Genomic DNA, 11,792 nt, shown 5'->3' with positions numbered 1-11,792 from the left:
TTCTTGACTGAGAAAGTCATAAAAACCTAGATGCCACCATAAACATCCCATGGAGGCCGACGTGTTCAAATTTGCTGAGGTGGCCACCGCCGCCGTGCTTTCGCTTGCCCTTTTGTCGGGCATCGCAACTGCGGCCGAGAAGGTCAAGGTAAAGGATATCGCGGGTCGCGAGGTCGAGGTCAACGTTCCGGTGGAGCGGGTGATCCTCGGCGAGGGGCGGCAGATCTATTTCACGGCGGCACTGGACACCGAGGCGCCCTTCAAGCGTGTCGTCGGCTGGCGGGACGACTTCCGGAAGGCCGACCTCGACGGCTACAACATCTATCTGGCGAAGTACCCGGAGATGGGAAAGCTCCCGACCTTCGGCGGCATGAAGGACGGCACGTTCGATATCGAGCAGGCGGTGACGCTGAAGCCTGACGTCATCATCATGAACATCGACGCCAAATCGGCAACCGAAGAGAGCGGCTACATCGAAAAGCTGGGCAAGCTCGGCATTCCGCTTGTCTACGTCGATTTCCGCGAGAAGTCGCTGGAGAACACCGATCCGTCGATGCGACTGATCGGCAAGCTGTTCGGCAAGGAAAAGAAGGCCGAGGAGTTCGTCGAATTCCACGATGCGCAGATCGCCCGGGTGACGGATGTGATTGCCAAGGCGAAGGATCTCAAGAAGCCGGTGGTCTTCATGGAGCGCGCCGGCGGCTACAGCGATGATTGCTGCATGTCCTTCGGCTCTGAAAATTTTGGCAGGATGGTCGAACTTGCAGGCGGCGAGAACCTCGCCAAGGGCATCATTCCTGGCACCTTCGGCACCGTCAATCCGGAGCAGATCATCGCCTCGGATCCGGATCAGGTCATCGTTACGGGCGCCAACTGGGAGCTCTACGTCCCGGCCGGCAAGTGGGTTGGTGTCGGCCCCGGCGCCGACGAGGCGGTTGCCCGCCAGAAGCTCGCCGACCTGATGAAGCGGCCGGCCTTCACCGACATCAAGGCCGTCAAGCAGGGCAATGTGCACGCCATCTGGCACCAGTTCTACAACAACCCGTACCAGTTCGTCGCCATTCAGCAGATGGCCAAGTGGCTGCATCCGGACCTGTTCCAGGATCTCGACCCGGATGCGACGTTCCGCGAATTGCATACGCGCTTCCTGCCCGTCGACTACAAGCCCGGCTACTTCGTCTCGCTGAACGACAAGACGTAAAGCAAACATTGCATCCGGCGGGCGACCTCCCGCCGGATGCAAATCTCCTGAGAAAGGCTAGACCTGATGGCCATCGCCGTTCCCGACAGCACCATCACCGAGGGGCGCGGCCGCTACCGGGCGCTTGCGGCCCGCCGCATCGTCATCCTCTGCGGTCTTGCCATTGCGCTTGCCCTCAGCGTCGCGGTCGATATCGGTCTTGGACCTGCTCGCTACTCGCTGAAGGAAGTGCTTTCGGCGATCTTCACGCCGGACGCCGTCGCCAACCAGTTGCGCGTGGTGATCTGGGATATTCGCATGCCGGTGGCGTTGATGGCGGTGACGGTCGGCGCCTGCCTGTCGCTCGCCGGCGCGCAGATGCAGACCATCCTCGCCAATCCGCTTGCCAGCCCGTTCACACTCGGCATTTCGGCTGCTGCCGGCTTCGGTGCGGCGCTGGCGCTAGTCGGCGGCGTCGCCGTCTTTCCGGCGGCCGTCCAGTACATGGTGCCGATCAATGCATTCCTGATGGCCATGCTGGCGTCGCTGTTCATCTACGGCGTCTCGACGCTGCGCGGTGTCACGGTCGAGACCATCGTGCTCCTCGGCATCGCTCTCGTCTTCACCTTCAACGCGCTTCTGTCGCTGCTCGAATATCTGGCCTCGGAGCAGGCGCTGGCCGCCGTTGTGTTCTGGACCATGGGCAGCCTCACCAAGGCCACCTGGGCGAAAGTCGCCGTCACATTCCTAGTTCTCGTCGTCTGCGTTCCTCTGTTTGCACGGCGCGCCTGGGCGCTGACGGCCCTGCGGCTCGGTGACGACAAGGCCGCAAGCCTCGGCGTCAACGTTCGCGCCATCCGGCTTGAGACCATGATGCTGGTCAGCCTGCTTGCGGCGATCCCCGTCTCCTTCGTCGGGACGATCGGCTTCGTCGGCCTCGTCGGCCCACACATCGCCCGCATGGTTGTCGGCGAGGACCAGCGGTTCTTCCTGCCCGGCTCGGTGATCTGCGGCGCGCTGCTGCTGTCGGCGACCTCCGTCGTCTCGAAGATGCTGATCCCCGGGGCTATCCTGCCGATCGGCGTGATCACCGCGCTTGTCGGCGTTCCCTTCTTCTTCTCGCTCATCTTCACCAACCGGAGGCGCGCATGGTAGCGCTCAAGCTGCAGGACGTCGGCGCCCGCTACGGCAAGACGGAGGTCTTCGACGGCATCACGACGGACTGGCTGAAGGGCGGCGAACTGACGGCGCTGATCGGCCCGAATGCGGCCGGCAAATCGACCCTGTTCAAGCGCATCGCCGGGCTGCTCAAGGGTTCCGGCGTGGTGCAGGTGGAGGACGTCCGGGAAGGATTTCGACCGATCTGCTACATGCCGCAGGACACCGGTGCCAATGCCGTCCTCACGGTCTACGAGTCGATCCTGCTTTCGGCCAAGCAAGGCACCGGCTGGCGGGTCGCCGAACACGATCTGCGCGAAATCGACCGGCTTCTTTCCGCCCTGCACATATCCGACCTCGCTTTCCGCGACCTCGGCGCGCTGTCGGGCGGCCAGCGGCAGTTGGTAGCGATTGCCCAGGCCCTGGTCCGGCGGCCGGAAGTGCTGCTGATGGACGAGCCGACGTCGGCGCTCGATCTGTTTCGCCAGATCGAGGTGTTGCAGTTCATGAAGCGGCTCGCGGCACAGGACCGGATCGCCGTGCTGATCGCGCTGCACGACCTCAACCACGCGCTCCGCTACTGCTCGAACACCATGGTGATTGCTGGCGGAGAGTTGATCGCCAGTGGTCCGACACTCGAGGTGGTGACGCCGGAACTGTTGCGTTCCGTCTACCGCGTCGATGCGCGTATCGAATGCTGCACGCTGGGACGTCCGCTCGTCATCGTCGACGGAACCGCCTGAGCGCTCGTCACATCCCGGTTCGCCCGAGGTTGAACCGAGCCGCGTGCGCCACGCTTGTCTTGCCGAACTCCCCCGGGTCTTGCTAGGCAAGTCGAGGGGGTTGACGTGCGCAAGCGCCGGCCGACCGTCTTTCGTGCCATGACGCGACGTCAGACAGAGGAGGAGGAACCCATGTTCGACATCCAGCAGATCATCGGGGGCAAGACCGTCGGGGCGATATCCGGCAGGACGTTCGACCGTCTCGATCCGTTCACCGGTCAGGTTGCGACACGGGCGCCTGCGGCAGATGTCGAGGACGTGAAGGCAGCGGTGGCTGCGGCACAGGCAGCCTTCCGATCATGGTCACGCACCGGCCCGGGCGAGCGGCGCGCACTGCTGCTGAAGGCTGCAGACGTGATGGAGACCAAGGCCCAGAGGTTCAGCGAACTGATGATCGCCGAGACCGGCGGCACGGCACCCTGGGCCGTCTTCAACACCATGCTGGCCGCCGGCATGCTCCGGGAAGCGGCAAGCATGACCACCCAGATCCAGGGCGAAATCATTCCCTCCAACAAACCCGGCACGATCGCCATGGGGATGCGCCAGGCAGCCGGCGTCTGTGTCGGCATCGCACCGTGGAACGCACCGGTGATCCTCGGCACCCGCGCCGTCGCCATGGCCATCGCCTGCGGCAACACCGTCATCCTCAAGGCATCGTAGGCGTGCCCCGGCATGCATGTGCTGATCGGCGAGGTGCTGGTCGAGGCGGGGCTGCCGGATGGCGTGATCAACGTCATCACAAACGCCCCGCAGGACGCCGCGCGGATCGTCGAGGCGCTGATCGCCGCGCCGGAAGTGCGCCGCGTCAACTTCACCGGATCGACCAGGGTCGGCCGCATCATCGGCGAACTCTGCGGTCGCCACCTGAAGCCGGCGCTCCTGGAACTGGGCGGCAAGGCGCCGCTTCTGGTGCTGGAGGATGCCGATATCGATGCGGCGGTCAACGCGGCCGTCTTCGGCTGCTACATGAACATGGGCCAGATCTGCATGTCGACGGAGCGGCTGATCGTCCACGAGGCGGTCGCCGACGAGTTCGTCGAAAAGCTCGCGGCGCGCGCCGCATCGCTGCCGGCCGGCGATCCGCGCGGCCATGTGGTGCTGGGCTCGCTGGTCAATCCGGAGGCGGCCGTCAAGATGCGGGAGTTCATCGATGATGCGCTCGCCAAGGGCGCAACGCTTGCCGCCGGCGGGCAGATTGACGGCAGCGTCGTCTCGGCCACGCTGCTCGACAACGTCAAGGCGGGCATGCGGTCCTTCGACGAGGAAAGCTTCGGGCCGGTGAAGCCGGTCATCCGCGTCAAGGATGAGGAGGAAGCCATCCGCATCGCCAACGACAGCGACTACGGCCTGTCGGCATCCATCTACAGCCGCGACATCAAGCGGGCAATGGACATTGCCGCCCGTCTGGAGACGGGGATCTGCCACATCAATGGCCCGACGGTTGCCGACGAGGCTCAGATGCCGTTCGGCGGCGTGAAGAGCTCGGGCTATGGCCGGTTCGGCGGCAAGGCGGCGATTGCGGAATTTACCGACCTGCGCTGGATCACCATCGAGGATCCGCACCAACACTATCCGTTCTGACCGCCGCGATCCGCCTGGAACGCAACCGTAAAGGGCGAAACCTGCGGTTCTGCGCTTTTTCGCGCCGGGCGTACCGCATCCGTCCAAAGCGTGGCTTTCACGGCGCCAGATCCGTGCTACCTCCTATACACAAGGTCTGCGCAGCTCGGCTTTCCGGGACTGCCTGATGGCACGGCGACCTTCGGGACGCGTCGCGCTGCAGCCTGACAGGGAGGGGAAGAGGGATGAAGATCGGTTCTCCGAAAGAAGTCTACGCCGGTGAAGCGCGCGTCGCGATGACGCCGGATAGCGCCGTTCAACTGATGAAGCTGGGCTACGACTGCCTCATTCAGTCCGGCGCGGGCAAGGCGGCGGGTTTCTCCGACGAGGCGTTCCGGACCGCCGGCGTGTCGGTGGTCGAGACGGCAGCCGAACTCTTCCAGACCGCCGACGTGATCGCCAAAGTGCGCCCGCCCGAGCCTGCAGAGGTCGAGCGCCTGTCTCCCGGCAAGACGCTCATCTCCTTCTTCTATCCGGCCCAAAACGCCGAGCTTCTTGAGCAGGTGCGGGCGAGGGGCGCCAATGTCATCGCCATGGACATGGTGCCGCGCATCTCGCGGGCCCAGAAGATGGATGCGCTGTCGTCGATGGCCAACATCGCCGGCTACCGGGCCGTCATCGAAGCCGGCAGCAATTTCGGCCGCTTCTTCACCGGGCAGGTCACGGCAGCCGGCAAGGTGCCGCCGGCAAAGGTGCTGGTGATCGGCGCCGGCGTCGCAGGTCTTGCGGCAATCGGAACCGCCACCTCGCTCGGTGCGATCACCTACGCCTTCGACGTTCGCCCGGAAGTCGCCGAACAGATCGAGAGCATGGGCGCGCAATTCGTCTACCTCGACTTCGAGGCGAGCCAGGACGGCGCGGCAGCCGGCGGCTATGCGGCTCCGTCGTCGCCGGAATTCCGCGAGAAGCAGCTGGCAAAATTCCGCGAACTGGCGCCCGAGATCGACATCGTCATCACTACGGCGCTGATCCCCGGCCGCGACGCGCCGAAACTCTGGCTCGCAGACATGGTCGCCGCCATGAAGCCCGGCTCCGTCGTTGTCGATCTTGCCGCCGAACGCGGCGGCAACTGCGACCTCACCGTACCGGACCAGAAGATCGTCTCGGAGAACGGCGTGACCATCGTCGGTTATACGGATTATCCCAGCCGCATGGCCGCCCAGGCCTCGACCCTCTATGCCACCAACATCCGTCACATGATGACGGATCTGACGCCGGCCAAGGACGGGCAGGTGGTGCACAACATGGAAGATGACGTCATTCGTGGCGCCACCGTCATTTTTGATGGGGAGATCACCTATCCCCCGCCACCGCCAAAGATCCAGGCGATCGCGGCGCAGAAGCCGAGGGAAAAGCTGAAGGAGCCGACGCCGGAAGAAAAACGTGCCAGCGAGACCGCAGCGTTCAAGGCGCAGACGAAGAACCAGGTCATGCTTCTCGCCATCGGCACCATCCTGCTGCTGCTGGTTGGCACAGTGGCTCCGGCAAGCTTCATGAGCCACTTCGTGGTATTCGTGCTTGCCTGCTTCATCGGCTTCCAGGTGATCTGGAATGTCAGCCATTCGCTGCACACGCCGCTGATGGCGGTCACCAATGCGGTATCCGGCATCGTCATCCTCGGCGCTCTCCTGCAGGTCGGATCCGGCAACTGGCTGGTCGTCGTGCTTGCCTCGCTTTCGGTGCTGATCGCCACGATCAACATTGTCGGCGGTTTCCTCGTCACACGGCGCATGCTCGCCATGTTCCAGAAGTCGTGAGCGGGGAGGGAAGAAAACAATGACACTCGGTATCGTATCAGCGGCCTATGTCGCCGCAGCCGTCCTCTTCATCCTGTCTCTCGGCGGCCTGTCTGGACAGGAAAGCGCCAAGCGGGCCGTCTGGTACGGCATCACCGGCATGGCGCTGGCGGTGATCGCCACCGTCTTCGGGCCGGATGTCGGCAACTGGTTCATCGTCGTCCTGATGATCGCCGGCGGCTCAGTCCTTGGCTATTACGTTGCATCGCGCGTCCAGATGACGGAAATGCCGCAGCTTGTTGCGGCACTGCATTCCTTCGTCGGCCTTGCCGCCGTGTTCATCGGCTTCAATGCCCATATCGAAGCCTGGCGGATTGCAGGCATGGACGAGACAGCCCGGTCGATGCTCTCCGGCTTTGCCGCGATCCTCGCGCACAAGAGCCCGGTCGAACTGTCGATCATGCGCGTCGAGGTCTTCCTCGGCGTGTTCATCGGCGCCGTCACCTTCACCGGATCCGTCGTCGCCTTCGGCAAGCTGGCCGGCAAGGTCGACGGCAAGGCCAAAAAACTGCCCGGCGGCCATCTGCTCAACGCCGGTGCGGCCGCGCTCAGCATCATCCTTCTGGTCGCCTATGCCAACGGCGCCGGCGCCTGGGCGCTGATCCTGATGACGCTTGCCGCCTTCTTCATCGGCTATCACCTGATCATGGGCATCGGCGGGGCGGACATGCCGGTCGTCGTCTCGATGCTGAACAGCTATTCCGGCTGGGCGGCCGCCGCCATCGGCTTCACGCTGGGCAACGACCTCCTGATCGTCACCGGTGCGCTGGTCGGCTCGTCCGGCGCGATCCTCTCCTACATCATGTGCAGGGCGATGAACCGATCCTTCGTCTCGGTCATCCTCGGTGGCTTCGGCGGCACGGCGGGGCCGGCCATGGCAATCGAGGGCGAGCAGATCGCCATTGACGCAGAGGGCGTAGCGACCGCGCTCAACGAGGCAAACAGCGTCATCATCGTTCCGGGCTACGGCATGGCGGTGGCGCAGGCACAGCAGGCCGTGTCGGAACTGACGCGCAAGCTGCGCGCGGCCGGAAAGACGGTGCGTTTCGCCATCCACCCGGTCGCCGGCCGGCTGCCGGGCCACATGAACGTGCTGCTCGCCGAAGCCAAGGTGCCCTACGACATCGTCATGGAAATGGACGAGATCAACGACGACTTTCCGCAGACTGACGTGGTCATCGTCATCGGCTCCAACGACATCGTCAACCCGGCGGCAGAGGAAGACCCGAATTCGCCGATCGCTGGCATGCCGGTGCTGCAGGTCTGGAAGGCAAAGCAGGTCTTCGTCTCCAAGCGCGGCCAGGGAACAGGCTATTCCGGCATTGAGAACCCGCTGTTTTACAAGGAGAACACCCGGATGTTCTACGGTGATGCCAAGAAGTCGGTGAGCGAGCTTCTGCCGCTGATCCGGTAGCGGTAGCGGTGACGCACCGCACCGGCGGTGTCACTCCTCGTTCGGGATGTTCAGGAGCTCGCCGCATGCCTTGCAGTGGACGGCATCCGCATCGTGCCGCCGCAGACCGCATGTCGGACAGCTGAAGGCAACCTTGTACGGCCGGAAGATCGCCTGTGCGAGCCGCACGAACAGCGAGATGCCGATGATCATCGTCACGACGGAGGTGAGCTTTCCAAGCGTTCCGGGAAGGACGATGTCGCCGAAACCGGTTGTGGTCACCGTCGCGACCGTGAAGTAGAGCGCATCGACGAAACCTTCACCGGCATCCCGGCCGTAGAAGAAGCTCGTGTAGACGAAGCCCGTCACCATGAAAAGAAAGACGACGACGTTGATGCAGGCACGCACCACGTCCCGGTAGACCAGCCAGCCTGCCCAGCGCAGCCCCTCGCGCACCAGCGGGCTGTTGCCGACCGCCCAGACCCGCATTGCCCGCAGGAAGGCAAAGTTGAACAGCGCGTCGGGAAACAGCAAGGTGACCAGGATGATCAGGTCGATCCACGTCATGATCCGCTTGAAGAAGGCGCCAAGCGACGTGGACGTCACCGCCCGCCCGGAAAGCTCGATGCCGATCCAGGCCGCGATCGCGTAGTCTATGAGCAGGTAGCTCGGCGTATCCCTGAGGTATGGACCGAGAATGAAGAAGGCGAGGATCAGCAGGTCGATGCAGGCGAACAGGGCCTGCAACCGAAGCGCCCAGGGCTCGCGCCCTTCCTCCAGCCGCCGCAGGCGCGCCTGCATGCCGGGAAAATAGCCGCCGCGTCTGGCCGCTGTCGCTTTTATCTGATGCATGCGGTGAAGCTAGCCGCTCCAGGCGCGCCGTCAAGTCGCAACGCAAATGCGGGTGCGTTAGGGCAGTCAGGCGGCTGACCCGCACCGATGGCCGCCGGCCCCGACCAACGGCGATTGGATTGCGGATCAGCGAAGGCCACCGATCAGCAGTGGCCGGCACGCAGCGTTGACAGTTGAATGACCCCATCCTTCGACAGGATGCCGGAGAGCTCCGACTGCACGTCGCTCACCAGAGCCTGACGCGCCGCTTCGATATGAGATGCCGCCGACGATGCACCCAGCGATTCTGCGATACCCATGGCATAGCCAATCATGTTGATCAGCGCGAAATACTCCTCGCGCCGTTCGTTGCACTCCAAATCAATTTCAGAACGGTTCATGCCTTACCCCTTCCACAAACGTGAGGGTAAAGTGACACAGGTTATCGTTGCATGCGCGTTGCAAAGCCGTTGCACACGCAGCGCGTGACGCCATTGCGCGGAGCTAACTGGTTAATTCGACGGAAGAACCGGGTAGAGCCGACGCCATAGGGGCGTCGCATGAAACGTCCACTCTCGCTTGGATTGTACGGCGCCGTCGATATGGACGAGTTTGTCCAGTAGCAGACATGCGTCGCTCCGCTTCTGGTCGACGAATGCATCGCTGACGATTGCCCTCAACCAGGTGCCGTCGAAACCGGCTACCGAAGCCATGCTCTTCCATGTGCGGTTCTTGTAGAAGAGCGATCGGCCGGCTTCAGCAAGCCTTGCGGCCTGAGATGGATCAAGAATGTCCAGCCGCACAGCATTTTCGAGGGTGGCGTCGAGATTGACGATCGGAACGGTGAGCGACGGGTAACCGAGCTCCGCCGGCCCGTGAAGCAGGGCAACATCGGCGTCGTCAACCCGCGCGCCAGACGCATAGTCGTCAAAAATCCGGCCGATGCCGAGCATGCCGAAGGCTTCGCACTCCGCCGCTCTCAGAGCTCCCATGCTGGCAGCGCCGAGCACCGGCACCCCCTGCGACAGCGCGAACAGGAGTTCCTTGTGCCAGACCGGCGCGACCATCTCGAAGAAGCCGTCGATCAGGCCGATAGCCAGTGCGCCATCTTCCAGTGCCCGCATAACGTCCCCCTGCCGCGCGGGAGGTCGGATGTCGACCCAGCCACCGGCAACGGCTGCAGCATCCGGCAGACTCGGACCAACGAAGACCACCTTCATGCGAGAGCCCGCGACAGTGCCCGCGCTCCGAACAGGACCCGGCGGTCACCGTCCGGATTTTCAAGCTGCGGTGCGATAACCTTCACGACCGCCGCCGGCAGCCAATCCGGCGCGAGATCGACGGCGTAGAGCTTGCCAACTCCCTTCGACGTCAACTGGCTGGTGATCACGCCGACGGCTTCCGCCGCCGTGGCGGCATGGAGAAACGGCAATTCGCAGAGGTCAATCTGCCGTGGCGCCTCGAAGGCGGCCAGGGTTTCCGGCGCGACGACCTTCTCGAACATCTGCGGCAGCAGGTCGTCCCGCGCGCCGGCGATGAAGGTCATGCGCGACTGGATGGCTTCCGTCACCGCGCGACCGGCGGCGCCCGTCGGCGAAAGCGAACAGCCGCAACCGAGTGTCACCTCGACATGCCGCGTGGCGGCGTTTGCCGACCCTGCCGCCGGTCCGAGCACGGCCGCGACGCAGGGAATGCCAAGATCGGTGGTGATATCGAACAGCGCGATGTCCAATTCCGCAGCCTTTGTCTTCGCAAGCAACGCCCGCAGATCGTCATCGGCAAGCGTCTCGTGGTCGATCCGCCGCGCGTAACGCTGGTGGAGCGGCAGGATCTGCCACAGGGTCAACGCATCGCGTTCCACGCGCTCCAGCACTGCGTGAAGCACAGCTTCCTCGCGCGTATTGCCGGAGGCGAGCCCGTCCGATGACCGCCAGAACCGGGGATCATCTTCGGTCCGATCGAGATGGACGGCGTCGAAAGGCAGCCAGATCGGTTGGTCGTCGAGGAGATGCTGTGCCCGAACCCACTGCAGCACCTCGTCGGGTGCGAGCGGCTTTTTGCCAGCGGCCACCAGGCCATCCAGTCTATCGGCACGCATGCCCTTCGCCTCGAGACCTGCTACGCTGTCGGTGATGAGCGAGCACGCGGGCTGGGTGGCGACCGATCGCTCGACAGCCTCCATGGCAGCCGAGGTGCGGGCAGCGTCATCCTCAAGACCCTTTCCCTGCGCGATCACGATCGCCCGGGCGTTCGGCGCAAAGGCGCACCAGACAGGGATGCCGATGCGATCGAGATCCGTCTGCCGCGACAGGCGGGTGATGCCGAGCCTCAAAAGGAACGGCGATACCCGATCGAAAGTCTCGCCGGCAGAGCAGATGCGGTGGGAGGGATTTGCCACGAAAGGATCACTGCGTGATTGGGAGTTGCTGCATGGCGCCCCGACAGGCCATCACAGCAAGAAGATGCATCGGCCGAGGGTCGAGTGCATCAGCGCGCTTGGACCGTCGGAACTTTCTCAGAAGCCTCTATAGGTCGACGGCGCTCGAACCGAGCCGACTAGAGCCATCAAATGCCCTACCACCGGCGATGACTAAGGTACCAATCACTCTTCCGCTGGGGCCGCAGGGCGACATGCAAGCCACGACAGAGTCTGCACAATAAGAGGCACCGGCTCCTGCAGGCGGCAGAAGAACCGGGAGCTGACTGATCTGTGCCGCCAAGCAGCCGAACGATCACGCAGCGCGTAACCGCTCAGCAACCGCTTGATTGCCGCGAGCCGGAAAGCCGGTCGCGCCCGACGGTATCAGCCTTCGAGGAAGCCGGAGGCGATCTCCGAGGCCGACGAGACTGCGACGGCGAAATCGACATCCTTCATCACGGTTCCGCCCGCCTGACGCACGGATTCAACCGCTGCCAGGTTGCCGGAAAGACCGCCTTCCAGCGGCGTCACGCTGCCCCTTGCGAGGTCTGCAAGCCAGAGGCCGTCTTCGCCCGGGATGCCGATGAGTACAACTTGTGCCATTGCCATTCCT

At 63.8% G+C, this 11,792-nt stretch carries 10 protein-coding genes and 1 pseudogene; 6 read left to right on the top strand and 5 right to left on the bottom strand.

The features are described 5' to 3' along the window. Window positions 1-94: 94 nt before the first annotated feature. From AAIH46_RS16105 to AAIH46_RS16080, 6 genes and pseudogenes are all read left to right on the top strand, one after another. The gene (locus AAIH46_RS16105; protein WP_430307341.1) at window positions 95-1,201 is read left to right on the top strand and encodes an ABC transporter substrate-binding protein; all 1,107 of its coding nucleotides are present in this window, start codon (window positions 95-97) and stop codon (window positions 1,199-1,201) included. Between the two features lie 66 nt (window positions 1,202-1,267). Next, window positions 1,268-2,335: a FecCD family ABC transporter permease gene (locus AAIH46_RS16100; protein WP_430306985.1), complete on the top strand. Its 1,068-nt coding sequence runs from the start codon at window positions 1,268-1,270 to the stop codon at window positions 2,333-2,335. Further along, window positions 2,329-3,081 carry an ABC transporter ATP-binding protein gene (locus tag AAIH46_RS16095; protein ID WP_430306984.1) on the top strand — a complete coding sequence of 251 codons (753 nt, stop codon included), beginning with the start codon at window positions 2,329-2,331 and terminating at the stop codon, window positions 3,079-3,081. The genes AAIH46_RS16100 and AAIH46_RS16095 overlap by 7 nt, the downstream gene beginning before the upstream one ends. A 171-nt stretch (window positions 3,082-3,252) precedes the next feature. Beyond that, window positions 3,253-4,701, top strand: a pseudogene (locus AAIH46_RS16090) (aldehyde dehydrogenase). A gap of 224 nt (window positions 4,702-4,925) precedes the next feature. Continuing rightward, window positions 4,926-6,497 (top strand): Re/Si-specific NAD(P)(+) transhydrogenase subunit alpha, encoded by a 1,572-nt coding sequence (locus AAIH46_RS16085; protein WP_430306983.1) that lies wholly within the window; start codon window positions 4,926-4,928, stop codon window positions 6,495-6,497. Between the two features lie 19 nt (window positions 6,498-6,516). Next, window positions 6,517-7,950 (top strand): NAD(P)(+) transhydrogenase (Re/Si-specific) subunit beta, encoded by a 1,434-nt coding sequence (locus AAIH46_RS16080; RefSeq protein WP_430306982.1) that lies wholly within the window; start codon window positions 6,517-6,519, stop codon window positions 7,948-7,950. Window positions 7,951-7,980: 30 nt separating this feature from the next. Here the strand turns inward: AAIH46_RS16080 and AAIH46_RS16075 are convergent, their stop codons facing one another. The 5 genes from AAIH46_RS16075 to AAIH46_RS16055 all read right to left on the bottom strand — a co-directional run bounded on the left by AAIH46_RS16075 (window position 7,981) and on the right by AAIH46_RS16055 (window position 11,782). Next, complete coding sequence (locus AAIH46_RS16075; RefSeq protein ID WP_430307340.1) at window positions 7,981-8,730, bottom strand: potassium channel family protein; 750 nt, start codon at window positions 8,728-8,730, stop codon at window positions 7,981-7,983. A gap of 194 nt (window positions 8,731-8,924) precedes the next feature. Further along, window positions 8,925-9,161, bottom strand: coding sequence for a hypothetical protein (locus AAIH46_RS16070; RefSeq protein WP_430306981.1), 237 nt, complete (start codon window positions 9,159-9,161; stop codon window positions 8,925-8,927). A gap of 111 nt (window positions 9,162-9,272) precedes the next feature. Then, window positions 9,273-9,980: a TfuA-like protein gene (locus AAIH46_RS16065; protein ID WP_430306980.1), complete on the bottom strand. Its 708-nt coding sequence runs from the start codon at window positions 9,978-9,980 to the stop codon at window positions 9,273-9,275. After that, the gene (locus tag AAIH46_RS16060) at window positions 9,977-11,158 is read right to left on the bottom strand and encodes a YcaO-like family protein (protein ID WP_430306979.1); all 1,182 of its coding nucleotides are present in this window, start codon (window positions 11,156-11,158) and stop codon (window positions 9,977-9,979) included. The genes AAIH46_RS16065 and AAIH46_RS16060 overlap by 4 nt, the downstream gene beginning before the upstream one ends. Before the next feature lie 405 nt (window positions 11,159-11,563). After that, a complete protein-coding gene (locus AAIH46_RS16055) occupies window positions 11,564-11,782 on the bottom strand; it encodes a hypothetical protein (protein ID WP_430306978.1) in 219 nt (72 codons plus the stop codon). Window positions 11,783-11,792 lie beyond the last annotated feature (10 nt).

Origin of the sequence: Rhizobium sp. 0TCS1.26, assembly GCF_050455525.1 — a bacterium.
Lineage (GTDB): Bacteria > Pseudomonadota > Alphaproteobacteria > Rhizobiales > Rhizobiaceae > Neorhizobium.
Note: the sequence above shows the minus strand (reverse complement) of the source record. Positions and strands in the feature narration are given on the sequence as shown.

What these genes read in the sequence shown, in the direction of transcription:
- AAIH46_RS16085 (WP_430306983.1), top strand. Translation starts at nt 4,926, where the DNA reads ATGAAGATCGGTTCTCCGAAAGAAGTCTACGCCGGTGAAGCGCGCGTC.
- AAIH46_RS16095 (WP_430306984.1), top strand. Translation starts at nt 2,329, where the DNA reads ATGGTAGCGCTCAAGCTGCAGGACGTCGGCGCCCGCTACGGCAAGACG.
- AAIH46_RS16065 (WP_430306980.1), bottom strand. Translation starts at nt 9,980, where the DNA reads ATGAAGGTGGTCTTCGTTGGTCCGAGTCTGCCGGATGCTGCAGCCGTT.
- AAIH46_RS16070 (WP_430306981.1), bottom strand. Translation starts at nt 9,161, where the DNA reads ATGAACCGTTCTGAAATTGATTTGGAGTGCAACGAACGGCGCGAGGAG.
- AAIH46_RS16075 (WP_430307340.1), bottom strand. Translation starts at nt 8,730, where the DNA reads ATGCAGGCGCGCCTGCGGCGGCTGGAGGAAGGGCGCGAGCCCTGGGCG.
- AAIH46_RS16100 (WP_430306985.1), top strand. Translation starts at nt 1,268, where the DNA reads ATGGCCATCGCCGTTCCCGACAGCACCATCACCGAGGGGCGCGGCCGC.
- AAIH46_RS16080 (WP_430306982.1), top strand. Translation starts at nt 6,517, where the DNA reads ATGACACTCGGTATCGTATCAGCGGCCTATGTCGCCGCAGCCGTCCTC.
- AAIH46_RS16055 (WP_430306978.1), bottom strand. Translation starts at nt 11,782, where the DNA reads ATGGCACAAGTTGTACTCATCGGCATCCCGGGCGAAGACGGCCTCTGG.